This window comes from Brevundimonas sp. AJA228-03, from assembly GCF_017795885.1.
In the GTDB taxonomy this organism is placed as follows: domain Bacteria; phylum Pseudomonadota; class Alphaproteobacteria; order Caulobacterales; family Caulobacteraceae; genus Brevundimonas.
The window spans coordinates 713886-739309 of the sequence record NZ_CP059297.1; the positions used below are offsets into that span (position 1 = coordinate 713886).

The following is a 25424-nucleotide window of genomic DNA, read 5'->3' on the forward strand; positions in this document are numbered from 1 at the left end:
AGATCAGTTGGGTTTCTTGGGAAGGCCGGGCAGGCCCGGAAGGCCCCCCGGCAGTGATCCGCCGCCCAGGCCGGAAAGCCGGTCCTGAAGGGCCTTGATTTCGTCTTCGGATGGCTCGGGCATCCGCCCGCCGCCGAGGGATTTGAGGCGCGAGAGGTCGGGGCCGCCCATTCCCGGGATGCCGCCGCCCATACCCCCGCCGCCGCCGGGCATTCCGGGCATGCCGCCCATCATGGCCGCCATCTTCTGCAGATTGCCGCGCCCGCCCCTGGACAGGGACTTGACCATATCGGCCATCTGGCGGTGCTGTTTCAGCAGGCGGTTGATGTCCTGGACCTCGACACCGGCCCCGGCCGCGACGCGCTTCTTGCGGCTGGCGTTCAGCAGGTCGGGCTTCCTGCGCTCGGCCTTGGTCATGGACGAGATGATGGCTTCCTGGCGCAGGATCATCCGGTCGTCGATGTTCTGCTCGGCCATCTGGGCCTTCATCTTGGCCACGCCGGGCAGCATGCCCATGATGCCCTGAAGGCCGCCCATCTTCTTCATCTGCTGCAGCTGGGCCGCCAGGTCGTTCAGGTCGAACTGTCCCTTGGCCAGCTTTTTGGCCATGGCCTCGGCCTTGGCCTGGTCCAGTTCCGTCGCGGCCTTCTCGACCAGGGCGACGATGTCCCCCTGACCCAGGATCCGGCCGGCGACGCGGCGGGCGTCGAACACCTCCAGGGCGTCGACCTTCTCGCCCGACCCCATGTATTTGATCGGCAGGCCGGTGACCGCCCGCATCGACAGCATGGCCCCGCCGCGCCCGTCGCCGTCGGCGCGGGTCAGGATCAGACCGGTCAGGGGCAGGCGTTCGTGGAAGGCCCTGGCGGTGCGGACTGCATCCTGTCCGGTCAGGCTGTCGGCGACCAGAAGGGTCTCGACCGGACTGGCGATGGCGGCGACCTCGGCCACCTCGTTCATCAGGCCTTCGTCCAGCGTGATCCGCCCGGCAGTGTCGAGGATCAGGACGTCGAAGCCCTGAAGCTTCGCCGAGGTCAGGGCGCGGCGGGTGATCTGGACCGCGCTCTCGCCCGCCACGATCGGCAGGACCGCGACCTCGATCTGGGTCCCGAGCTGGGCCAGCTGTTCCATGGCCGCCGGACGCCGCGTGTCCAGCGAGGCCATCATGACCTTCTTGCGATCGAACTTCGTCAGCCGCAGCGCCAGCTTGGCGGAGGTGGTGGTCTTGCCCGACCCCTGCAGGCCGGCCATCAGCAGGACGGCGGGCGGGGTGGCGTTCAGGTTGAGCGGGGTCGGCTCCTCGCCGCCCAGCATCTCGACCAGGCCGTCATAGACGATCTTGATGACCTGATCGGCGGGGCGGACCGAGCGGATGACCTCTTCGCCCGTGGCCTTTTCGGTGGCGAAGGCGATGAAGTCCTTGACGACCGGCAGGGCGACGTCGGCCTCCAGCAGGGCCACGCGCACCTCGCGCATCGCCTCTGCCACGTCCTTTTCGGACAGGGCGCCGCGGCCGGTGATCCGGTCGAAAACGCCTGTCAGCCGCTCGTTCAGAGCCTCGAACATTCACACCTCAACACCCGTTTTCGCTTCAGGTCACGGCGACCTGAATCCAGAAAACGGGCACCTGATCGGCGCGGGTGACGCGGCTCCATACGACAACGGCCCCTGGCGACGATCACGTCGGCAGGGGGTTCTCGCCATCCTCGTCCGGTCGAAACCGGGGTCGTGATGGTGGAGACGCGAGGTTCACTTGCGCCGGAAGCGCGGGCTTATGCGGGAAAAGGGCGGCGAAGACAAGGCGGGAGTGCTCCGCCTGGCTTTCGGATCCGGCGGCCCGGACCCAGCCTCCGTCGCACGCTACCCCGCAGCCCGGTCCAGAACATCGGAAACGAACCCGTTCAGGCTCTTGCCTGCCCGCGCCGCCGCCGCAGCCGCGCGGCGGTGGACCTCCGGGGCGACCCGGACCGAGAAGGTGCCCGAGAAGGGCTTGTCCGGCGTCTTGCCACGCTCGCGGCACCAGTCGAGGTAGTCGGCGATCGTATCGACGAAGGCGGTCTTCAGCTCGTCCGGCGTCCGCCCCTGAAAGGTCAGAACATCGCGGGTGTTGATCACCTCGCCGTGGAACAGACCGGCGGCCTCGTCCAGTTCGACGGTCGCCAGATAACCGTCATGGGTCATGGTCGTCATCGCTTGGTATCGGGCGCATGGCCCGCCTCCGTCAGAAACCGGCGCACGGATTTCAATGCGCCCTTGTCCGTCTCCTTCTGCGGATGCGGACGGTGAAAGACGGCATCGACGCCGTTCAGGCTGACCCGAACCCGGGAGCCCCGGCCCTCGCTGATCGTGCCGCCCGCCGCCGCGAACAGAGCCTCCACGTCCGACCACGCGACATTGGCCCGCACCGGATCGGCGAAGATGGCGTCCAGCGTTCTGGCATGTTTGCCTTTCACGGAAGAATGATACCAGATTTTGATACCAGATCAAATCACGCTTCATGGCTCGCTTGAAGGTCGGTGTTCCATCAGTGTGGGTCCAGGCTCCCCGCTGCCCGAGATGACCATGCCTGTGTCCAACGCCCCCGTCGCTGACGATCGCCTGCGCGAGGAGGTTCGTCTGCTCGGCGGACTGCTGGGCGAGGTGATCCGCGACGAGGGGGGACAGGATCTCTACGACCGGATCGAGGCGGTGCGGGTGGCTTCCGTCGGCTATCACCGGCACGCGGGGGCGCGCGGCTCGGCGGAGCTGGAGCGGCTGCTGTCGGACCTGTCGCTGGACGATGCGGTGGGGCTGGCCCACGGGTTCGCGGTCTTCTCCCTGCTGGCCAATGTGGCCGAGGACCGGGCCGGCAAGCGCCGCGCCCGCAGCCAGACGGCCGAGGGCGCGCGTCAGGATACGCCCGAGGGGGCGCTGGCCCGGCTGGCGGAGGCCGGTCGCTCGGTCGAGGACGCGCGGGCCCTGCTGTCGGAGGCCCTGATCTCGCCCGTCCTGACCGCCCACCCGTCGGAGGTGCGAAGGAAGAGCGTTATCGACCGGATCGCCACCGTGTCGGACCTGCTGGACGCCTGCGACCGCGATGACCTGTCGTGCGCGCCCGACGTCCTGATCTCGGGTTTGCGTCGACAGACGGTGATCCTGTGGGCGACCCGGCTGGTGCGGACGACCGGCCTGGTGGTGCAGGACGAGATCGACACGGTGGTGTCCTTCCTGGAACGCGTCTTCCTGAAGGTCGCGCCGGAACAGCTGATCGACTGGCGCAGGCGTCTGAATGCGCCGGACCTGAAGCCCTTCATCCGCATCGGGGCCTGGGTCGGCGGGGACCGGGACGGCAATCCCAATGTCGACGCCGCCGCCCTGCGCGCCGCCTTCGCCACGCCGGCCAAGGCGGTGCTGCGCCACTATCTGGAGGCGGTGAACACCCTGGGGGCCGAGCTGAGCCTGTCCGGTTCGCTCGCCACCATCAGTCCGGCGCTGCAGGCGCTGGCGGCCGGGTCCGGAGACGATTCCCCCCACCGCGCCGACGAACCCTATCGCCGCGCCCTCAGTCAGATCTATGCCCGGCTGTCGGCGACCCATCCGATCCTGACCGGAGAGACCGCGCCGCGCCCCGCGCTGTTCAACGCGCCCCCCTATGATGGACCCGACGCCTTCCGGGCCGATCTGGCCGTCCTGCAGGACAGTCTGGTGGCCAGCCACGGCGCGGTCTTCGCCGACGATGGCCTGTCGCGCCTGATCGCCACGGTCGATGTTTTCGGATTTCACATGGCGACGCTCGATCTGCGCCAGAATTCAGACGTCCATGCGCGAGTCGTTTCCCATCTTCTGCGCGTGGCCGGGGTCTGCCCCGACTATGCCGCACTGGATGAGGAGAGCCGCATCGCCCTGTTGTCAGCCGAGCTGGCCGCGCCGCGCCTGCTGTTCAGTCCCTATGAGGCCTACGACCCCGAGGTGCTGAAGGAACGCGCCATCCTGCAGGCGGCGGCGGGGGCGCTTAGCACCTTCGGACCCCAGGCGATCCGCACCCATATCGTGTCCAAGACCGACGCGGCCTCCGACCTGCTGGAGGTCTATCTGCTGCTGAAGGAAGTCGGCCTGTATCGCCACGACGACCCGGCCGCCTGCCCGATCCAGGCCGCGCCGCTGTTCGAGACCATCGACGACCTGCGTGCCGCCCGCCCGACCCTGACCCGCCTGTTGCAGGAACCTTCGGCCCTCGCCGTGGCCCGGGCGCGTGGCGTGCAGGAGGTGATGATCGGCTATTCGGATTCCAACAAGGACGGCTCCTATCTGACCTCGACCTGGGAACTGCACGAGGCGTCGCGGGCGCTGCTGGGCGTGACCCGGACGGTCGGCGTCCGGCTGCAGCTGTTCCACGGGCGCGGCGGGGCCGTGGGCCGGGGCGGCGGCTCCAGCTTCGCGGGCGTCATCTCGCAACCCACGGGCACGGTCGCAGGCCGGATCCGCATCACCGAACAGGGCGAGGTGATCGCCAACAAATACGGCGAGCCCGACGTGGCGCGGCGAAACCTCGATGCCCTGACGGCCGGGACCCTGATCGCCTCGCTCGCCCCGCCGCCGGACGAGGCGATGACCGCAAAGCACGGGGCGACGGCTTCGGCCCTCTCGGTCGCCTCGATGGCCGCCTACCGGGCGCTGGTCTATGAGACGCCGGGCTTCGTCGACTATTTCCGCGCCGCCACCCCGATCAACGAGATCGCCGAGCTGAAGATCGGTTCGCGGCCCACGTCGCGGACCGCCTCCACCGCCATCGAGGATCTGCGCGCCATTCCCTGGGTGCTCAGCTGGAGCCAGAGCCGCGTCATGCTGCCCGGCTGGTTCGGCTTCGGCTCGGCCGTACAGGGCCGGGACATGGAAGAGCTGCGCGCCATGGCGACCGACTGGCCCTTCTTCCGCACCCTGCTCCAGAACATGGAGATGATCATGGCCAAGTCCGACATGACCATCGCCCGCCGCTATGCCGGACTGGTTCCGGACCCGGCGCTGGCGGCTTCGATCTTCGGGGCCCTGAAGGCCGAATGGGACCGGACGCGTGATGCGGTCCTGGCCATCAGCGGACAGACGGAGCTTCTGGGCGGACAGCCCGAGCTCGACCGTCTGATCCGTCTGCGGATGCCCTATGTCGAGCCGCTGAACCACGTCCAGATCGAGCTGATCCGCCGGCGGCGCTCGGGCGACGACGACCCCCGCGTGCGTGAAGGCATCCTGCTGACCATCAACGGCGTGGCGGCCGGTCTGCGCAACAGCGGCTGAGGCAAGGGTTCAGGCAGGGCGCCGGGCCCGCAGCGCCTGGACGATCGTGCCGTCATCCAGCCAGTCGAGGTCGCCACCGACGGGCACGCCGCGCGCCAGGGACGTGACCTCGACCCCGTCGCCCGCGACCCGCTCGGCCAGATAGTGGGCGGTGGTCTGCCCATCGACCGTAGCGGGCAGGGCCAGCACGACCTCGCGCACCTCGCCGCCCTTCACCCGCCCGACCAGTTCGGCGACCCGAAGCGCATCGGGGCCGACGCCGTCCAGCGCCGACAGCAGCCCGCCCAGCACATGGTATTTGCCGCGGAAGGCACCGGACCGCTCCATGGCCCACAGCGACCCGGCCTCCTCGACCACGCAGATCAGGCCGTTGTCGCGCGAGCCGTCCGAACAGATGGAACAGGGATCGCGGGTGTCGGGCGTACCGCAGACGGAGCAGGACACGACCCTGGCCGCCGTCTCGGCCAGGGATGCGGCCAGAGGCTCCAGCAGCTGTTCGCGCTTCTTCAGCAGGGCCAGGGCGGCGCGGCGGGCCGAGCGGGGACCCAGCCCCGGCAGCCTGGCCAGGAGCGCGATCAGCCGCTCGATCTCGGGTCCCGCCGATGCCGCCAAGTCAGAACAGCTTGGGCATGCCGGGGATGTTCATGCCGGCCATTGGGCCCGCCGCCTCGCGCATCAGGTCGGTATTGACGGCGTCCAGCCTGCGCCTGGCATCGGCATGGGCGGCGACGATCAGGTCGGCGAGGATCTCGGTCTCGCCCGGCACCATCAGACTGTCGTCGATCTTCACGCCGGTGACCTCGCCCGCGCCCTTCAGCGCGATCGTCACCAGACCGCCGCCGGAGCTGCCCTCGGCGGTGGTTTCGGCCATCTTCGCCTGGGCGTCCTGCAGCTTCTGCTGCATCGCCTGGGCCTGCTGCATCAGTTGGTTCAGGTCTTTCATGGTCACAGGATAGGCCGGGACGCGACGTCGCGACAGGGGGGAAGGACCGCGATGCTGTGATTTGCCCGCTTGCACCGACGAACCGGGTGCCTATTTTCGCAACTGCATTCGTTGCTATTTGCCCCCGGGACCAAACTCGATGACCTATGATCCTTCCACCCGCGATGTGGCGCTGGACGATACCGCCCTGGCCCAGTTGTTCTCCGAAGCCCGGACGCGCAACGACTTCAGCGACCGGCCGGTCCCGGAGGCGCTGCTGCGCCGCCTGTACGATCTGACCCGGTTCGGACCGACCGCCGTCAACTCCACCCCGGCGCGGTTCCTGTTCCTGACGTCGGTCGAGGCGCGCCAGCGGCTCGCGCCCTTCATGAGCGGCAACAACCGCGAAAAGACCCTGAAGGCGCCGGTCAACGTCATCATCGGCATGGACACCCGGTTCCATGAGACACTGCCCAGACTGTTTCCCCATGCGCCCGGTGCCAGGGACTGGTTCGCCGACGAGGCGGCGCGCAGGGAATCGGCCTTCCGCAATTCGTCGCTTCAGGGCGGCTATTTCATGATCGCCGCGCGCGCCCTGGGTCTGGACGTCGGTCCGATGTCGGGCTTCGACGCGGCGGGGGTGAAGGCCGAGTTCTTCGCCGGCACCAGCGTGGAGCCGAACTTCATCCTCAATCTGGGCTATGGCACCGACGAGAACCTGTTCCCCCGCTCGCCGCGCCTGGACTTCGAGGAGGCGGCGCAGATCCTGTAGGGCCCTATTCGTCCTCGTCCCCGTCGTCGGGAATGCTCGGCATCTCGACGGCGGGGGCCAGGGTCTTGATCTCGCCGACGACGGCACCGGGGAAGGCCTCCATCACCGCGCGGACGAAGGGATCGGCCTCGACCTCGGCGCGCAGGGCGACAGTGGCCTTCCTTTCCTGTTCGATCAGGGTCTCGCCGCCGCCCTGGCCGTTGGCGACCACGAACCACTGGCGGCCGGTCCAGTCCTTGAGCCGCGACGACAGGCGGGTGGCGAGATTGGCCGGGGCCCCGTCGACGGGCTCGTAGGTCAGGGTGCCCGGCTTGAACGACACGGGACGCACATAGCGCTGCACATCCATCTGCAGGGCGATCTCGCGCTTCTCGCCGATCAGCGCGACCACGGCCTCGAAGGTCTGCGGGTCCGGCAGGGCGGGCTGGGCGGCCGCTCTCGGGGCCATCTGAGCGGAGGCGCCGCCGCCGCGCGGTCCACCGGTGCCGGTGCCGCCACCCGGCCCGCCGGACAGGGGCTCGCCCGACTGCAGCCGCTTCAGCGCCTCCTCCGGCCCGGGCAGGTCGGCGGCATAGGCCAGACGCACGATGGCCATCTCGACCGCATCGGCGGGGCTGGGCGCGCGGCGAACCTCGTCCAGCGCCTTCAGCAGCATCGACCAGGTCCGCGACAGCGTCCCGGCCGAGACCTGGGCGCCCATGGCCGCCAGTCGCTGGGCCTGATCGTTGGGCAGGCGGGTCGCATTCGGCCCCAGCATCTTGGCGACCGAGGCCGCGTGGCAGTGTTCCAGCAGGTCGTTGGTCACCTGCACGGGATCCGCCCCGAAGCCGTAGAGCGCGCGGAAGATCTCCAGCGCCTCGGAGGTCCGCCCGGCCATGATCTGTTCGAACAGGGCGATGGTCTGGCTGCGGTCGGCCAGGCCCAGCATGTCGCGGACCGTGTCGGTGGCGACGGTCTCGCCGCGCTCGCCCTGAACCAGCGCCTGATCCAGCAGGGACAGGCCGTCGCGGACCGAACCCTCGGCGGCGCGGGCGATCAGGGCCAGGGCGTCGTCCTCGACCTTCATGCCCTCCCGGGTGGCGATCCGGCCGAGGTGCTCGACGAGGATTTCCGGCTCGACGCGACGCAGGTCGAACCGCTGGCAGCGGGACAGGATGGTCACCGGCACCTTGCGGATCTCGGTGGTGGCGAAGATGAATTTGGCGTGGGGTGGCGGCTCCTCCAGCGTCTTCAGCAAGGCGTTGAAGGCCTGGTTCGACAGCATGTGCACTTCGTCGAGCACATAGACCTTGTAGCGGGCCTCGACCGGCGCATAGCGGACGGATTCCAGGATGTCGCGGATGTCGTTGACGCCGGTGTGGCTGGCGGCGTCCAGCTCCATCACGTCCATGTGCTGACCGGCCATGATCGCGGCGTCGTGGCGACCGTGGGCGGTCAGCTCCAGCGAGGGCCGGTCGATGACCTCGGTCTCGTTGTTCAGGGCCCGGGCCAGCAGACGGGCTGTGGTCGTCTTGCCGACGCCGCGGACGCCGGTCAGCATGAAGGCGTGGGCGATCCGGCCGGTGGCGAAGGCATTGGTCAGGGTGCGCACCATCGCCTCCTGACCGATCAGGTCCTCGAAGGTGCGTGGCCGGTATTTGCGGGCCAGGACGGTGTAGGCCTCGCCGTCGTTCCGATGCGCGTCGTCGGCGACCGAAGCCGTCGCGACGGCGGCGGGAGCGACAGTCGGCCCGGCCGCCGGCGCACCGAACATGTCGTCGGTGTTCTCGTCGCGCTCATGCTTTTCGGATTCCGGGGCGTCGTCCTCCGCCCAGGGCGGATCGCCGGAATCAAGGTCGACGTCGGTCATCCACAATCTCTAGCGCGGCGCTCGGTTTGGGTCAGTGTGAATCTGACTCCTTGCCCATGTTCGGCCAGGGAAAGACCAACACGGCTGAAACTGCCGAGACTTGGGCGTTGGCTGCCAGGTTCCACGCCCGATCGCCCACTTGAAGCCTGGGCGCAGATCATGATTCCGGTGCGCTCTCGCCGCGCCGCAGCCGGGAATGAGCAGGCTGTTCCGGCCATCAGATGATCCATGAGCGGCCGTCGAGCCGCATCTGCCCGGGAACACGGCGGGTGCCCGACGCGGTCGAACCTGTAGACCCTGCGGCGAACGGCGGGGCCGGAGCGATGCCGCGCCGACAACACCCACCGCGCGATGCTCAGGTCGCCGCCTGAAGCCGGCCTCCGCTGGCCGTGGCGACGATCTGACCGCCGAGCGGGCGTGAGAGGCGATCCATCCGGTCCAGGATGGCGGCCATCTCCAGCGAGGCCGCCAGGCCTGGAAAGCCACGGCTTGCGAGGTCATCGTGACCTCCCAGCCCGATCTCGTTCATGGTGATCGCGTCCAGCCTTGTCTCCAGCCGACCGTCGGCATGGCGCGTCACACAGGCCATGACGCTGGTCCAGGCCTCGGGTGGATAGCTGCCGGCGACCTTCTCGGTCTGGAAGATGAAGTTTCCGAGACCATAGAGAAGCGGCTTTCCGCGATAGAGACCCATGCCCTGAGGCAGCGGCGAACCATGACCCGCGAAGACATCGCAGCCAGCATCGACACAGCGTCGGGCGAAGGCCTGCTGCCAGGCCGGAACCAGGGCGTTGTCCGGTTCCCAGTCGTGGTTGTGATGACAGGCGATCACCAGGTCGGTCGAGGCGGAGGCCTGCCGGATCGCGTCCAGTATCCGCGCCTCGTCTCCGGCATGGAGCGTTCCGTCGGCGTTGCGGCGCAACTCGTTGACTCCGGGCCGGGCCTCGGTCGCCATTCCGCCTTCGCGGACCTTTCCTGTGGCAAAGCCGACGACCGCCACGCGACCCGCCGGCGTTGCCAGAAAGGCGGGGGCGGACGCCTCGGCTATGTCGACACCGCTCCCCGCGCTGGACAGACCGGCCGCGCGTATGGCCGCCAGAGTGTCGAGGATACCGCCGCTGCCCAGGTCGAATGCATGATTGTTCGCGGTGGTCAGCAGGCCGATACCGACCGACTTGAGCGCCTCCAGGATTTCAGGTCCGGCGGCGTGGAGCGTCAGCAGCTCGCGCGTCGGCGCGCCGGCACGTGAGCCCCGGATCACGGTCTCCAGATTGGTGAAAACCGCGTCGGCCCCGGTCAGGCGCGCGGCGATGGCGGGGCGTCCAGGCCATTGCTCGGGAGACGGCGCGTGCTCGATCAAGGCCTGACCCAGAAGAGCGACCTTTAGCGGTGCGCTCCCTCGCGGAAGACTGGCGCAGGCGGTCAGACCCGTCAGGGCGACTCCGCCGATCATCAGACTTCGCCTGTCCAGCACCATGTCGCGCCCGCCCGTTCGGGCAGACCATACCTATATCCAGCACAGCAAGCCCAGACCATGCACAGGACGCATGAGCCGATACGGTGAAGCCATGCCGTTGCAGCTTCGTGACGGGCGCTGTCAGTGTGTGCAGGGGGAGCCGAAGCACGCAGTCGTCTTCGGCAAGACATTGGGGATCCGAGCCATGAAGACCTTTCGCATCAAAACACTGTGCCTTTCGGGCAGCGCCGTCGCCGCCCTGTCGATCGGAATTCTGGCGCTGCCGACGACCGGCATGGCTCAGACGACGCCCGAGCCTGACACCGTTGTCGACGAGATCGTCGTCACCGGTTCGCGCATCCAGCGCCGTGACGCGGACTCGGTCGGGCCGCTGCTGACCCTGACGGCTGAGGACATCCGCAACTCCGGGGCGATCTCGGTCGGTGACCTGCTGCAACGCCTGCCGTCTGCGGGCGTCAGCCTGAACAGCAACGGCACACAGGGCACATCCTACGGGGCCTCCTCGATCAACCTGCGCTACCTCGGCGGGGCGGAAGGCAGCGGCAACCGGGTGCTGGTCCTGGTGGACGGGCATCGCTGGGTCGATGGCGTGGGCCAGCGGGGCTTTCGCGACTTCGTCGATCTGAACACCGTCCCGCTGGGGATGATCGAAGGTATCGAAGTGCTGAAGGATGGGGCCTCGGCCATCTACGGCGCCGACGCCATCGCGGGCGTGGTGAACGTCCAGACCATCAGGGATTTCGACGGCGTCCGCCTGTCGGCCCGGACCGGCATCACCTCCGAAGGTGACGGCCAGCAGTATTCGGCCACCGCCAACCTTGGCCGCCGGTTCGAGAACAGCTCGGTCATCCTGTCGGCCAGCTATGCGCGTGAGGATGCGATCCTCACCTCGGACCGCGAACGGACGACGCTCAGCCTGGTGCCGTTGACGGCTCCCGGGACCAGCCCGCGCGGCCTGTTCATCCTGCCGGGCCTGTCGAACAACGCCTATTTCGGGACCGCAACCGGGTTCGCCGCCTCCGCCACGCCCGTGACGGCCCTCGCGCTCGGCGGCTATGGCGCGGGCAATCTGGCCGACAACAGCTTCCGCACCGCCGTCCTGCCCGACGACTTCTACAACACCCAGGCCCAGGGCATTTATTCGGCCGGCCCCAGCGAGCGGTATGGCGTCTATGGGCGCTTCCGGACGCAGTTGTCTGACAATATCTCCTTCCATCTCGAAGGGCTCTACAACCGTCGTCAGTCGAACCAGCTGTTCTCGCCTGTGCTGCTGGACATCGGCGGCACAGCCGGGACGATCCGGGGCTATTCCCTCGCCAACAACCATCCTTTCAATCCGTTCGGAACCGCCAATGGCGTGCCGGTCGCCAACGCCCTGACCTTCGCCGCCACCCAGGCGTGGCGGGTCCGCAAGGTGCTGACCGACGTGGGCAATCGCGACAACATCCAGGACGTCGAGACCTACCGCATCGCTGCCGGAGCCGAGGGCACGTTCAACGCCGTGGGTCGTGAATGGTCGTGGGATGTCTTTGGCAGCTGGTCCAAGAACGAGATTCACTCCTCTGCGCTGAACGGCGTGAACTACGAGAATCTGTTCCGGGGCCTGGGCAATCCGGCCAACTGCCTTGCTTCGGCGGGTTGCGTGCCGATCAATCTGTTCGCGCCGATGACAGCCGAAATGGCCAGCTACATCCGGTTCACGACGCGGGAGTACAACTCCACCGAACTGTTCGATCTGACCTACAACATTACCGGCGACCTGTTCGAGCTGCCGGCCGGTCCGCTGTCGGTCGCGGCGGGCTACGAGTACCGCCAGAACAAGGCCACCGACCGGCCCGACGTCTATGCCAACTCGACACCCGTGCTGTTGTCGAATCTCTACACGACGACCACCGCCCAGACCCGGGTGCCGACCGTCGGCGAGTACGCCCTGCACGAGGGCTACCTGGAGCTGGCCATCCCCGTGTTGGCGGACATGCCGCTGGCCCACCGCCTCGATGTCAGCCTGGCCGCGCGCTATTCCAACTACGACACCGTCGGCGACGCCACGACGATCAAGGCGGGCGTGGGCTGGCGACCGGTCGAGGACCTGCTTGTCCGGGGCACCTATTCGCAAGGCTTCCGGGCACCGTCGATCCTGGAACTGTTCCAGGGCGGCCGCGAGGTCAGCATCCAGGCGATCGATCCGTGCAACGGCGGCGCAGCGGCGCGGCCGACCCTGCCTGGCTGCGCCGGCATTCCGTCCAGCTACAACCAGGCCAACTTCAACCTGAACGGGCTTATTCCCGGCGTCACCTCCGGCAACCTGAACCTGGAACCGGAAACGGCCGATACCTTCAGCGCCGGCTTCGCCTTACAGCCCGGTGCTGTTCCCGGCCTGACGCTGACGGCCGACTGGTATGATATCAAGATCAATGATGCGATCGCTTCCCAGGCGGCGGCCCAGATCCTGGGGCTGTGCGCGGCCCGGGCCGGCGCCTTCTGCGACCTGGTCAGGCGCGATCCGGCCACGGGGGCGGTGTCGCGCCTGACGCAAGGGTCGCAGAACCTTTCGGAGATTCGCACGTCGGGCATCGACGCGACGCTCCGTTACGAGTTCACCACCGACATCGGCCGCTTCGCCGCCGTGCTCGACACCTCCTACCTTGAGGAGTTCACGACCGTCAGCCCTGACCCGACAGGGGGTCCCGACATTCTGGATGAACGGGCCGGCAAGGGTGATCGCGCCCGCTCGACCTATCCGCACTGGAAGGGCCAGAGCTCGCTGCGCTGGAGCGACGGCCCGTGGATGGCGCTGTGGAGAGGCCGCTATATCGGCGAGAGTACCGACATTGTGAACACGGTCAAGGACGACAAGACCGACGCCATCTTCTACCAGGATCTGGAAGGCAGCTATTCGTTCGACAGGCACGACGCCACGGTCACGATCGGGGTCAGCAACCTGTTCGACGAACAGCCACCGGCGTCCTACGCCAACGCTCCCATCAACTACGACATCTATACCTATGATGCCCGTGGTCGCAGCGCCTACATTCGTGTCGGACTTCAGTTCTAGGGTTCAGTCGACACCATGACGGACGTCGCCGACCCCGGCCCCGGTGCGGGCCCCGGCCCCTCGCGCAAGCGAGGGGGGTGGCTTGACCGGATCGAGCGGCTGGGCAACGCCCTGCCCGATCCGGTCTTCATCCTCGTGGGCTGCATTATGGTGCTGGTCGCCGTATCGGTTCTGGCGGCAGAGGCCGGCTGGAGTGCGATCAACCCGATAACCGGCGAGCGTCTGGCGGCGGCCAGCCTGTTGTCGGGCGAGAATGTCACGCGCCTTCTGGTGGACATGCCCGAGACCCTGACGCGGTTCCCCCCGCTGGGACTCGTGCTGACGGTCATGCTGGGAGCGGCGGTGGCCGAGCGATCGGGCCTGTTCGCGGCATTGCTGGGCGGCGGCGTGCGGCGGCTGCCCACCCGGTTCCTGACGCCCGCGGTCTTCATCATCGGCCTGTTCTCGCATCATGCCGCGGACGCGGCCTATGTCGTTCTGATCCCGTTGACGGCCCTGATCTTCGCCAAGGCTGGGCGCCATCCCATCGCCGGCGTGGCTATCGCCTATGCGGGCATCTCCGGAGCCTTCGCGGGCAATGTCATCCCGGGGCAGTTCGACCTCCTGATGCTGGGCATCACCGGCCCGGCGGCCCAGTTGATCGACCCGACATACGGCGTCAATCCGCTGGGGAACTGGTGGTTTACCCTCGCGATCGGCGTGCTGTTCACACCCATCGCCTGGTTCGTCACGGATCGCATCATCGAGCCCCGCCTGGGGCGCTGGTCGGGACAGATGCCCGACGGCGTCGAAGAGGCTGACGGGCTGGGCGTGCTCGCGCCGGCGCAACGCCGGGGGCTGATGTGGGCGGGACTGGTGGCGCTGACCGTCGTCGCGGTCTTCGCGGCCCTGACCCTGTGGCCCGGGGGCGGGCCGCTGATCGACACGACCGCCGAGGGGCCAAAGCGCCTGGCCCCCTTCTACGGTGCCCTGGTCGCCGCCTTCATGATCCTGTTTCTGGGGTGCGGCTGGGCCTATGGGGCGGTCTCGGGCGCCATCACGTCTCATCGGACACTCGTGAGGATGATGGCCGACGGAATGCGGGACGTCGCGCCCTATATCGTCCTGGCCTTCTTCGCGGCTCACTTCGTCGCCATGTTCGCCTGGTCGAACCTGGGGCCCGTCCTGGCGGTCACGGGCGCCGATGCATTGAAGGCTCTGGACCTGCCCCGGCCGCTACTGCTGGTGTCGCTGCTGGGAATGTCGTCCGGGCTTGATCTCGTCATCGGTTCCGCCTCGGCCAAATGGAGCGCCATGGCGCCGGTCGTGGTGCCGATGCTGATGCTGCTGGGCGTGTCGCCGGAGATGACCACGGCTGCCTACCGGATGGGCGATTCCATCTTCAACATCGTCACGCCGCTGGCCAGCAACTTCCCCCTCGTTCTCATCATCAGCCAGCGGTGGAAGCCCGATTTCGGCATCGGTTCAATGATCGCCCTGATGCTGCCCTACAGCATCGCCTTCGGTCTGGCGGGGATTGCGCTGGTCACCGTCTGGGTCTCCTTCGCCCTACCGGTCGGGCCGGGAGCCCCGGCGACCTATACGCCGCCTGCCGCCGTCGTTCAGACGTCATGACGGTCGTCGACGTCATCGCCCCGCCCGAGGTCGCCCTGCCCGAGGTCGCCGTGGTCGTGATCCGCGACGTCATGGTGCCCATGCGCGACGGGGTCAGGCTGGCCACGGACGTCTATCTGCCAGCGGACACGCCCCGGCCGCGCAGCGTGATCCTGGAACGCACACCCTACGACAAGTCGGGGACCAACCATGCAGACCGGACGCTGGCCCTGCCCCAGCCGCGATCGAAGCCCGAAATCGCCACGGATTTCGCCCGGGCCGGTTATGTCTATGTCCTGCAGGACTGCCGGGGGCGCTATGGGTCCGAAGGGGTGTTCAGCAAATACCTGAACGAGGCCGACGACGGGTTCGACACCTTGAACTGGCTCATCGACCAACCCTGGTGCGACGGGCGCGTCGGGATGACCGGCCTGTCCTATTCCGCCCATGTCCAGGCAGCGGTCGCGGCCCTGGGCCATCCGGCTTTGGCAGCGCTGTTCATGGACTCAGGCGGCTTCTCGAGCGGATATCACAGCGGCATTCGTCAGGGCGGCGCCTTCGAGCTGAAGCAACTCACCTGGGCCTACAAACACGCACTGCTGGCTCCGGCCACGGCCGCCGACCCCGCGCGACGCGCAGCGCTGGAGGCCCAGGACATCGGAGTCTGGACGCGGGTGAACCCCTGGCGGCACGGGCATTCGCCGCTGACCGCTGCGCCGGAATACGAGGATTTCGTCGTCGGACTATGGTCGCGGGAGACCTTCGGCCCGTTCTGGGAACAGCCCGACATATGCGCCGCCGCCCACTACGGCCGGTTCAGCGATGTCCCCATGGTCTTCATGAGCAGCTGGTACGACCCCTATGCGCTGGCGGCCACCGAGAATTTCGCCGCGCTCCGTCGGACGAAGAAGGGGCCGGTCAGGCTGGTCATGGGGCCCTGGACACATGGCCAACGCTCGGTCAGCCATGCGGGCGACGTCGAGTTCGGCCCGGATGCCACCCTCGACGGACAGCTGGCGGACGACTACGTCGCCCTGCGCCTGGCCTGGTTCGACAGACATCTGCGTCGCATCCCCTCGGCGGCCGAGCCACTGGCGTCATCGGTAAGCCTGTTCGTCATGGGCGGCGGATCGGGAAGGCGAACGACCGGGGGTCGTCTCGACCACGGGGGTCGGTGGGAACAGGAAGCCGAATGGCCGCCGGCCGCAGCGGTCCCCACGGCCTTCCACCTCTCCGCCGACGGCGGGCTTTCGACCCGGTGTGCGTCTTGTGGCCAGCGCGACTGGCGTCACGACCCGGCGAATCCCGTGCCCACCATCGGCGGCGCCGTCGCCTCCGGCGCGCCCCTGATGGCGGCGGGCGGGTTCGACCAGCGCGAGACGGGAGACCTCTATGGCGCGACTGTACCGGGTCGGGCACTCGCGGATCGGGATGACGTGCTCATATTCCAGACCCCCCCCCTGGAGGCCCCCGTCGAGGTCATCGGGCCAATCGTGGCGCGACTGTGGGTCTCGTCGACCGCAGTCGACACCGACGTGACCATCAAGCTGGTGGACGTCTATCCTCCGAGCGCCGACTATCCTGACGGCTATGCCCTGAACCTGACCCATGGCATCCTGCGCCTGCGGTTTCGCGACGGGTTCGAAACGGCGCAGCCGATGCGCCCGGGGGAAGTCTATGGCGTTGAGATTAAAGCCTTTCCGACCGCCAATCGGTTCGCTGCGGGCCACCGCATCCGGCTCGATATTGCCTCCAGCAACTTTCCGCATTTCGACGTCAATCCCGGGACGGGCGCAGCCGCAGGCGAGGCGAGCACGCCGGTCGTCGCGATCTGTACGCTTTACACCGGCCCCGATACGCCGTCGCAGATCACCCTCCCGGTTCGACCTGCCCGCGATCTCTGAGCGATGAGCACGATCGGGCAGGACGCGCGTCATCCGATCCGGCTCCGGGCGCTGAGGATCTTCAGCGCGATCGTGCGGCTGGGCTCGGTGACGGCGGCCGCCCGCCAGAACGCCGTCAGCCAGCCGGCCGCCAGCCGCCTCCTGGGCCAGCTGGAGAGCGACGTCGGGTTCGAGCTGTTCCACCGCGACCGGGGGCGGTTGTTTCTGACCGCCGATGGTCTGTTGCTGCATCAGGAGGTCGAGCGTGCGCTGGACAATGTCGAAAGGGTCCAGTCGCTGGCCCGCGACATCTCCAGCTTCCGGGTCGGCCATCTGCGGCTGGTGGCCCCGCCGAGCTTTCTCGAGGCGATCCTGCCCGACCTGATCACCCGCTTTCTGGAGCAATATCCCCAGGTCCATCTGTCGATCGATTCCCATGGCGTCGAAGTGGCCAAGGCGATGATCGCCTCGCGCGCCGTGGATGCAGGCTTTGTCAAATTGCCGCACAACCGCGCCGACCTGTATGCCGAGACGGTCCTGGAAAGCGGGACCGCCTGCGTGCTTCACCACAGCCATCCGCTGGCGGCCAGGGCGACGATCGACGCCGCAGACCTGCGCGGCGTGCCCCTGATCCTGCTGGGACAGGGTCAGCGGTTCCGGGGCCAGGTCGAGGGGGCCCTGGCCGACGCGGGTGTCGTCCCCCGGGTCAAGGTTGAAACCCACACCATCGCCTCGGCCTGCGCATTGGCGGCGCGCGGCGTCGGCGTCGCCATCGTCAACGAAACCCTGGCCACAGCCTATGTGCGAGACGGGACCGTCCTGAGACGCTTCACGCCGGGCATCCGACACGAATATGCGTTTGCGACATCGGCGGGCACAGAGCACAACCGCCTCGCCGAGGCCTTTCTGGCCGTTCTGCGAGCCAGCCCGCTATAGGCGTGGGTTCGATTGCCATGCCTTGCGCCACGGTCCCGTGGCTTGCAGGGAGCACAGCGTCCGGATGGTGTCAGGCCATTTGAGATCTGACGATGACGATCGAACAACGGCCAGCCGCTCCGGCACCATCGGCGCTTCAGGGGACGCAGGGCTGTCCGGCGTGATGACCCCATGCGACCGCCGCGCGCCAACCCGGCCGACGAACGGCCTTATGTGGCCCAGGAAAGGTGGTGCCGCTGAGGTGGCCCGACCGCCTGGCCCCACCTTGCGAAGGCGTACTCAGCCCGTCCGGCCAGGCCCGGTACCGGTAAACCGGCCCTGATCCAGTGACGAGACCTCCGTTCCAACCAGCCTTGATCGGAGTCCGCTCGAGGGGCGGGCCAGGGGATCCGGCTGCCGGGCAGGCGCAACGATAGACGGGACAGGCCGCGCCAGGCCGACGAGGTCGGCCCGGCGCACACTCCGGCTCAGAAGGTCAGACGGGCTTCCGCAGCCAGATGATACTCGCCCCGGTCCGTCAGGTCCGCGCCACCCCGCAGGCGGGCAGACCAGGTCTCGCTGTCCTCAAGCGTGTAGCTGCCCTCGATGAGCACCGGCCGGCCCGTGACGTCGGCGAGCGGGGACTGACGGTGAACGACTTCGGTTTCGAGGCCGTCTGCCGTGGGCGCCATATAGTCCAGGTAGAGATGACCGGAAACGGCCTGCGGCGCGGCGCGCAGCCCGACAGCCAGGCTTTCCCGCATGGCGGCCTTGCCTGGCATGACCCGTGTGAAACGGGCGCCGACTTCCGCCGAAACAAGAACGCCGTCCGAAAAACGGATCGGTCCCTGCGTCGCTGGCGCGGCAATCGCCGTGGTCTCGGCGGCACCATAGACTTCCCAGGCGCCGAAGGTGCGACTGGCCGCCAGCCCCACACTGTGGAGCACGACCGGCGCATCGAAGCTCGAGAGATCGGAGGCCAGGTCATAGTAGCCATGGCGCTGGACCATGCTCGTCACACTGACGCCGACAAGCGTGCGCTCGTCCGGCCGGGCCCAGTATCCCACGCCGACCGCGGACTGGCGCAGGGGGGAACGCTCCATGGCCATATAGGCGTTGAAGGCCTCGGCGTCCGGCCCACCGGCCCGCAGATAGCCGTCGTCCTCGCTGAGGCCGGGGCTCCCGTCGAGCGACGTCGCGCCGAACATGACCAGCCGACCCCCCCTGTTCATCGGCACGCTCACGCCTGTCAGGGCGGAGCGGCCCAGAAGATCCGACGATGCAAAGAAGCCCAGGGGCCTAAGGCCCGGGTCAGACGCGAAGTCCGAGCGGGATTCGGTGGCGCCGGTCAGGCGGAAGGCGACGACTGCGCCGCCCAGGGGTGCGTCCATACCCGCGCGCAGTGTCCGGTCCGCTACGAGCCGCCCGGTCCCGGTACGGGCACGGGGGCCAAAGCCGACATAGGCGACAGGGACCGAAGGGCCGGCGAAGAAGGTCTGGGCCCAGTCGCCCTGGGACCCCATGTCGATCGCCGAGGCACCGCCCATTCCCGGATCCCGCGCAGCCTCACGGATCGAGAAGTTGCTGACCTGGTCCAGGGCGTAGTCACGACCATAGGCATCGAACGCCGTCAGGGCGGAAAGCAGTCCGGGCGTGTTTCCCATGACCGAGGCGACGGTCATCGATGCGCCTGACACGACGACCTTCTGGCCGCCCGGCGCGACGATCGCCGTCGTGCCGGCGTTCTGGAACGCCCGTTCGACGTTCAGAAGCCCTCTGCCGTAGACGGGATCGACGCCTCTCGCGCCGATGTCCGTGGCCGAGTTCAACAGGATGTCGGCGACCGTGGCGGGATTGTCCTTCAGGACCGGCCAGCGCCCCTCAAGCAGCGCGGCTGCCCCCGCGACGACCGGGGTCGCCATACTGGTTCCGGACATATAGCCGTAGGCATTGCCGGGCAGATTCGCATAGATCATCTCGCCGGGGGCAACGATGAAACGGTTTTTCCATTTCATGTTTTCGGCGCAGGCGGTGGCGCCGGTGGCCAGCAGGCAGCCCTCGCCGGGACGGTTGGAAAAGGTCGAGATCGTTCCCGCCAGATTCACGCTGCCGACCAGAAGCAATCGGGAAAGCGCGGTTCTTGCGTCCGCGGCAGCGACGGGGATCGCCTCATTGCCGAGCGCGATACCATCGTTGCCGGCCGCCTTGACGAAGAGCATGCCCGAGAGCGGGGTGCTGGCCATCGTCCGGATTTCGGACGGGCTCAGGCACAAGGCCATGCGTGCGCATCCGAAGCTCATGCTGGCGATGCTGGACTTGCGTTTGGCCGCGTCGGTCCAGGCGGCGATCAGACCATTGCCGCTGGCGACATAGCCCTGGCTGTCAAACACAGCATAGTTGAGAACTGTGGTGCCCGTGGCCGTGCCATATCGGGCTCCGGCGATGGTGCCGGCCGTGTGCGAGCCGTGCGTGCTATAGGACGAAAAAATTCCGGCGTTGGGCACCAGATTGCTGCACCGCCCGGCAAGATCCGCAGACCGGCAATCGGCCAGGCCGTCGTAGAGGCCGACAATGACGCCGGAACCGCCCTTGGCACTGGACACGAGATTCGGGGTCAATCTGATCAGCGCCCATTCGGCAGCATTGGGACTTGACGCCGGGAATGCCGTCTGACCCCGGGTCGGGACAGGGGCGGCCAGGATCAGTGAAAACACGGCCGCAGCAAATAATCTCCGCACCACCTGATGCCCCTAGCCTGTTGGTTGGAGAGGTGGTTTACAGAGTCGTGATTTTTGAGCCGTTGCCGATAACAGTTAAAGCGATGCTTTTTGTGTGTCTCACATTGAAACAAATCTAGTGATGGAACGCACGTTTACTATATTTACGGGACTGGGGGGCAGGTAAACCATGACAGGTCACGTGGAACCGGACCTCCTGGACGACGGGTCGGTGTCGGGACCGGTCTCTGGTGTCCGGCCGGTTTCGGACCTTTGGTGAGTCAGGGGTCGCGCGACGGTTGTTGGGGAGAGCACCGCAAGCGGGCCGCACCGTCGCGCCAGGCGGGAAGGGACTTCCTGCCAGGTCTATGTCCTACCGGAAGAGGTGGTGCGCTTAGGGGAGCCGCATTTAACACCTAAGAATTTGATTTAACGAACTATATTCAAAAGCCATTCTAAAGAGACCCCCAAAAAGGCCCCAACTCACTGCAACTGCCCCCCGAATTTCTCGCCTTCGACCAGTTATTCCGGCGTCTCAATCCGCACGAGCGAGGCACTGCCGGGGTCATATCTGAAATCGGTTATCGAGCTATCCCGGACCTTCTGAACGGCCTCGTCGATCGCTTGCAGCGGAACGATGTACCACTCCCTCGGACGAACGGGTTCGCCGAACCGGTCGGGGATCGTCAGGTCCAGACGCGCGGGGGCGAACACGCGGTGCAGCAGATTCTCCAGCCGGGTCCGATTGATGTTGAACAGCCTGTAGGTCGCGATGATCTCGACCTCGGCCAGGAGATAGGTCGGGTCGGTGGTCGCCTGAGCGATCCGGGCCTCGACCGTCCCGCCCGTCACGCCGATCTTATGGATCAGGTCGCGGTTGGCGGCGACGTCCGGGTGGTCTGACTTGCTGCGCAGGACGTAAATCGTCCCGCTCTCCAGATCGTCGTCCTGGCTTTCGTGGCCGAACAGGGGGCCTGCGATCGGGTCGGTGATCCGCCGGCCGGTTTCGTCCTTGTAAAGGCCCCGCTGCAGTGACCGCAGCAGCAGGTCGCTTTCCGTGCCGTTGTCATAGATGACACGCAGCCGACTATCGGGCCGTCCGTATTCCGTGACGAAGGATTCGAGCACCTCGGCCACATAGACCATCTGGCCACCCAGGATGAAAAACTCGCCTGCCTTGATCCCCGCGTCCTCGCCGAAGCGCCGGGCCTCACGGCCGCCGGTTTCGAGGTCACGCTTCACGGCGGCGAACAGGGGCTTGAAGATCTCGAAGTCGGCGCAGACCTTGCGGTTGGCGACTTCCTCGGCCGCCTTGACCTCGTCGCGGGACCGGACGTGCCTCAGGACTGAAATGTCTTCGTCCCCACCCGGGGCAACGCCCAGATCGGCCAACAGGTCGGCGTCGTCTTCAAACTCGGCCGGCTCCTCGGCGACACCGTCGCTGCCGCTCAGCAGACCATGCTTGTCCAGTGGCTCGACCAGCGCCCGGCAGTCCGCCTGGGCGCGGATGCGATCCAGCCGCACCGCATAAATCCGCTCGAAGATGTCGCGGTCCTCGCCGTGGCGCGGCGCGTGGCCGTGCTCGTCAACGAACTTCACGATGTCCTCGAACCCGGCGATGACCCGCTCCTCGCGCGGCGTGCGGGCGGCGGCCTTCTTCGTCTCGATCTCGACGCCGAGGTCCGACAGCAGTTCAAGGTCGCTCAGCTCAGCCATTCGGGTTCAACGCCACATGCCGCCGCAGGACTTCCACGCCCTCGGCCATGCGCCGCTCCCAGGCATCCTGCGACTTGATGTCGGGCAGCCGGCCGCGCTCGTCCCGGAATTTTCGGGCGCGTTTGGCCAGGTCGCGGGCCTCCTCGATCGGAATCCCCGCCCGCTTGCCGGCGATGGCCGCCTCGACCTGTTTCAGCATCTGCTCGTTCATCGACTTGGCCAGCACCGAATAGGCCGCCTCGAAGGGGTTGATGCCGTCGATCAGGTCGATGTCCAGTTCGCGGACGCTCAGGGCAAACTTTCGAACGCCATCAACAAAGGCGGTGCTGCCTTTCAGCTCGGGCTCCTCAAAGCCTTCAGCCACGGCCTTGGCTTTTTGCGTCATGTTCAGCGCGGCGACGGCATGCTGGCGGACGGCTTCCTGATCCTCGTCGGTCAGGTCCGGGAAGCGATCGCGAACAATCTTGCCCATCCGCTGGACCGTCAGTTCCTGCGGGGCGGTCTCGGCATCGAAGATGCCGCGCTCGACCACCGTCTTGTCCTGCACGAAGGCGGTGATGATCTCGTTCAGGTCTTCCTGACAGATGCGCTTGGCCTCGGGGCTGGACGGCGTGACCAGTCCCTTGATCTCCATATGGAACTGGCCGGTCTTCTCGTTGAAGCCCACGTTGGCGTGTTTCCCGCCCTCCTGATAGCCGGCCGGCCCGTAATCGAACCCCGCCTTGGGGCCGAGGTCCTTGGGCGTGAAGTCGAAGCGCGGGGCCAGCACCTGTTCCATCAGCAGGCTGGCCGCTATGGCCTTCAGGGTGTCGTTCAGGGCATCGACGACCAGCTCCTGGCTGGCGTCCGGCTCGGCGATCAGGTTGGTGAACCGGGCCGAGGCTTTGCCCGGTGCGTCGCGGGTCGCGCGGCCGATGATCTGGATGATCTCGGTCAGGCTGGAGCGATAGCCGACGGTCAGGGCATGCTCGCACCAGATCCAGTCGAACCCTTCCTTGGCCATGCCCAGGGCGATGATGATGTCGACATGGTCACGGTCATTGCGATGCGCCGGATCCTTCAGCGCCCCGATCACCTTGTCGCGGCGCGGGCCGTCGTCGTCGACCAGGTCCGCGACCTTCAGCACCCGCCCGTCAGGCTGACGGATCAGATGGAATCCCGTTGCCGGGTCCTCGCCCTGCCAGTCGCCGAGGGCGCTCATGATCTCGTTGGCCTCCTTGATCTTGTCGGAGGTGCTTTCGCGGGCGTTGACGTTGGGAATGTGGACGATGGTTTTCAGGGTCGGATCGAGCACCTTCATGATGCTGTCCAGATAGCTGCCGGCGTAGAAGAAATAGCCGATGTCGAGCGTCTTCAGATGCTCATAGCCGTTGAGTTGCTCGTGATAGGTATAGGTCACGGTCACGAACCGCGCCTCGTCCCCGGGGCTCAGAACGGCCTCGGCGTCGCCCCGGAAATAGGACCCGGTCATGGCCACGATGTGGGCCTTGTCGCGGGCGATGAACTGGGCGAGCTGTGCCCCCAGCCGGTTGTCTGGATTGCTGCTGACGTGATGGAACTCGTCGACCGCGATCAGGCAGTTATCGAAAGCCTCGACGCCCAGCTCCTCGACCGCAAAGCGGAACGTCGCGTGAGTGCAGACCAGAACCCGGTCGTCGCTGGCCAGGAACTCGCCCACCGCCTTGACCTTGGACCTGGCCACGCGCGGCTCGTCGACGCCCGGCGCGTTGCACAGGTTCCATTGCGGCTTGACCGTCCAGTCGGACCAGAAGCCGAACTTCGACAGGGCCTCGTCGGCGAAGCTGCCGCCGATCGAGCGTTCTGGCACCACGATGATCGCCTTTGCGACCCCCTGATTGTGCAGCTTGTCCAGGGCGATGAACATCAAGGCCCGCGACTTGCCCGACGCCGGCGGCGACTTGATCAGCAGATACTGCTCGCCCCGCCGGTCATAGGCGCGCTCCTGCATGGCGCGCATGCCCATCTCGTTGGGCCTGGTCGAGGCCCCGGTCTGGCCAGTGCGCAGGGAGACGGAGGGGACGAGGGGCGGCGCGGTCATTCAGGACGCTCGCTGAAAAGCTTGACGTAGTTTTCGAACAGAAACAGGCGATTGCGCCGCTGGCCTGTGATTTCCTTCAGGACGCCATGAGCGACCAGATCGTCGATGAGGAATGTGGCGGTGTTGGTGGTGGTCTCCAGCAACGCCGTCGCCGACTTTATGTCAATGACAGGCCGGGCATACAGTTGGCGGACCAATGTCTGCGCGTTCTCCTGCCGGCGGTGCGTGAAGCGGGGCAGGACCTCGCGTTCCACCTGCTCCTTCAGGACCAGGATGCGCTTGAACGCCTCCGCCGACGCCCGGGCGGTCTCCTCCACGCCGTACAGGAAGAAGATCAGCCACTCGCGCATATGGTGGCCTTGGCGCACCGCCATCATGTGATCGACATAGGCGGTCTTGTTCCGCTCGAAATAGTCGGAAAGGTAAAGCGCGGGTTTTGACAGCAAGCCTTCGGACGCCAGATACAGCGAGATCATCAGCCGTCCCAGACGCCCGTTTCCGTCCAGAAAAGGGTGGATGGTCTCGAACTGATAGTGGGCGATGGCGATCTTGATCAGGGGCGGGACGATTACCTCCTCACTATGCAGAAAGCTTTCCAGATCGCTCATCAGGTCTGGCACATGATCATGATGCGGCGGGACGAAGGCGGCGTTCTTCAAGCTCACGCCGATCCAGTTCTGGCTGATGCGGAACTCGCCCGGCCGTTTGGTCTCGCCGCGCACGCCTTCCAGCAGAATGGCGTGGGTTTCCCGAAGCAACCGGTTTGAAAGCGGCAGGCGTTCCAGGCTTTCGATGGCGAAATTGATGGCACGGATGTAGTTCTGCACCTCGCCCCAGTCGTTGCGCGCTTCCGGCAACAGATCGTCCAGATCCTTGAAGGCGTCTTCGATATTGGTCTGTGTGCCTTCGATCCGGCTGGACTGCGTGGCCTCCTTGGCCACGTACATACTGATAAAGAATCCGATGTCCGGGACCAGCTGTGCAAATGCGTTCAGTTCGCCCAGGGCACGGTCCGCCTGCCCCAGCTGCTGCAGCACATGGGGATCGGAAATCACCCAACCATGATTGACGGGAGTCGGCAGAAAACTGCGATACTGCAGCTGCGGTTCGTAATGCCCGGCGAGATAGGCGGAAAGTTCCATATATCAGAAACTCGGTTATTTTCTGAAACTGGATTTTTCATATGTCAGATTCG

General features: G+C 66.8%; 17 protein-coding genes. 6 read left to right on the top strand and 11 right to left on the bottom strand.

From position 1 onward, the window contains the following. Positions 1–3: 3 nt before the first annotated feature. From ffh to HZ989_RS03640, 3 genes are all read right to left on the bottom strand, one after another. On the bottom strand, positions 4–1566 hold the full coding sequence (gene ffh / locus HZ989_RS03630; protein ID WP_209322284.1) for a signal recognition particle protein: 1563 nt from the start codon (positions 1564–1566) through the stop codon (positions 4–6). A 294-nt stretch (positions 1567–1860) separates the two neighbouring features. Next, on the bottom strand, positions 1861–2181 hold the full coding sequence (locus HZ989_RS03635; RefSeq protein ID WP_209322285.1) for a type II toxin-antitoxin system HicB family antitoxin: 321 nt from the start codon (positions 2179–2181) through the stop codon (positions 1861–1863). Between the two features lie 5 nt (positions 2182–2186). Then, the gene (locus HZ989_RS03640) at positions 2187–2453 is read right to left on the bottom strand and encodes a type II toxin-antitoxin system HicA family toxin (RefSeq protein ID WP_209322286.1); all 267 of its coding nucleotides are present in this window, start codon (positions 2451–2453) and stop codon (positions 2187–2189) included. A 109-nt stretch (positions 2454–2562) separates the two neighbouring features. On the opposite strand from HZ989_RS03640, the gene ppc reads away from it, so the two are divergent. Beyond that, the gene (gene ppc, locus HZ989_RS03645; protein ID WP_209322287.1) at positions 2563–5271 is read left to right on the top strand and encodes a phosphoenolpyruvate carboxylase; all 2709 of its coding nucleotides are present in this window, start codon (positions 2563–2565) and stop codon (positions 5269–5271) included. 9 nt (positions 5272–5280) lie between these two features. On the opposite strand, the gene recR is transcribed toward ppc, so the two are convergent. Both recR and HZ989_RS03655 read right to left on the bottom strand, forming a co-directional pair. Further along, positions 5281–5883, bottom strand: a complete 603-nt coding sequence (recR, locus tag HZ989_RS03650) for a recombination mediator RecR (RefSeq protein ID WP_209322288.1) — start codon at positions 5881–5883, stop codon at positions 5281–5283. A 1-nt stretch (position 5884) separates the two neighbouring features. After that, positions 5885–6214 (bottom strand): YbaB/EbfC family nucleoid-associated protein, encoded by a 330-nt coding sequence (locus HZ989_RS03655; RefSeq protein WP_209322289.1) that lies wholly within the window; start codon positions 6212–6214, stop codon positions 5885–5887. A 139-nt stretch (positions 6215–6353) separates the two neighbouring features. Here HZ989_RS03655 and HZ989_RS03660 point away from each other — a divergent pair, with 139 nt between their 5' ends. Continuing rightward, on the top strand, positions 6354–6965 hold the full coding sequence (locus HZ989_RS03660; protein ID WP_209322290.1) for a malonic semialdehyde reductase: 612 nt from the start codon (positions 6354–6356) through the stop codon (positions 6963–6965). Between the two features lie 4 nt (positions 6966–6969). Here the strand turns inward: HZ989_RS03660 and HZ989_RS03665 are convergent, their stop codons facing one another. Continuing rightward, positions 6970–8814, bottom strand: a complete 1845-nt coding sequence (locus tag HZ989_RS03665) for a DNA polymerase III subunit gamma/tau (protein ID WP_209322291.1) — start codon at positions 8812–8814, stop codon at positions 6970–6972. 355 nt (positions 8815–9169) lie between these two features. Continuing rightward, positions 9170–10267 (bottom strand): CapA family protein, encoded by a 1098-nt coding sequence (locus HZ989_RS03670; RefSeq protein ID WP_209322292.1) that lies wholly within the window; start codon positions 10265–10267, stop codon positions 9170–9172. A 208-nt stretch (positions 10268–10475) separates the two neighbouring features. Here HZ989_RS03670 and HZ989_RS03675 point away from each other — a divergent pair, with 208 nt between their 5' ends. From HZ989_RS03675 to HZ989_RS03690, 4 genes are read left to right on the top strand one after another with little or no spacing between them, the layout of a single operon-like run. After that, positions 10476–13346 carry a TonB-dependent receptor gene (locus HZ989_RS03675; protein WP_209322293.1) on the top strand — a complete coding sequence of 957 codons (2871 nt, stop codon included), beginning with the start codon at positions 10476–10478 and terminating at the stop codon, positions 13344–13346. Positions 13347–13361: 15 nt separating this feature from the next. Beyond that, complete coding sequence (locus HZ989_RS03680) at positions 13362–14960, top strand: AbgT family transporter (RefSeq protein ID WP_209322294.1); 1599 nt, start codon at positions 13362–13364, stop codon at positions 14958–14960. Next, a complete protein-coding gene (locus tag HZ989_RS03685) occupies positions 14957–16843 on the top strand; it encodes a CocE/NonD family hydrolase (protein WP_209322295.1) in 1887 nt (628 codons plus the stop codon). Before HZ989_RS03680 ends, HZ989_RS03685 begins: the two co-directional genes overlap by 4 nt. Positions 16844–16846: 3 nt before the next feature. Continuing rightward, positions 16847–17758, top strand: coding sequence for a LysR substrate-binding domain-containing protein (locus HZ989_RS03690; protein ID WP_209322296.1), 912 nt, complete (start codon positions 16847–16849; stop codon positions 17756–17758). A 467-nt stretch (positions 17759–18225) separates the two neighbouring features. Here the strand turns inward: HZ989_RS03690 and HZ989_RS03695 are convergent, their stop codons facing one another. The 4 genes from HZ989_RS03695 to HZ989_RS03710 all read right to left on the bottom strand — a co-directional run bounded on the left by HZ989_RS03695 (position 18226) and on the right by HZ989_RS03710 (position 25371). Further along, a complete protein-coding gene (locus tag HZ989_RS03695; protein ID WP_209322297.1) occupies positions 18226–20355 on the bottom strand; it encodes a S8 family serine peptidase in 2130 nt (709 codons plus the stop codon). 621 nt (positions 20356–20976) lie between these two features. Beyond that, a complete protein-coding gene (locus HZ989_RS03700; RefSeq protein WP_209322298.1) occupies positions 20977–22170 on the bottom strand; it encodes a GIY-YIG nuclease family protein in 1194 nt (397 codons plus the stop codon). Further along, positions 22163–24229 carry a DEAD/DEAH box helicase gene (locus tag HZ989_RS03705; protein ID WP_209322299.1) on the bottom strand — a complete coding sequence of 689 codons (2067 nt, stop codon included), beginning with the start codon at positions 24227–24229 and terminating at the stop codon, positions 22163–22165. Before HZ989_RS03705 ends, HZ989_RS03700 begins: the two co-directional genes overlap by 8 nt. Continuing rightward, positions 24226–25371 carry a Fic family protein gene (locus HZ989_RS03710; RefSeq protein ID WP_209322300.1) on the bottom strand — a complete coding sequence of 382 codons (1146 nt, stop codon included), beginning with the start codon at positions 25369–25371 and terminating at the stop codon, positions 24226–24228. The genes HZ989_RS03705 and HZ989_RS03710 overlap by 4 nt, the downstream gene beginning before the upstream one ends. Positions 25372–25424: the final 53 nt, after the last annotated feature.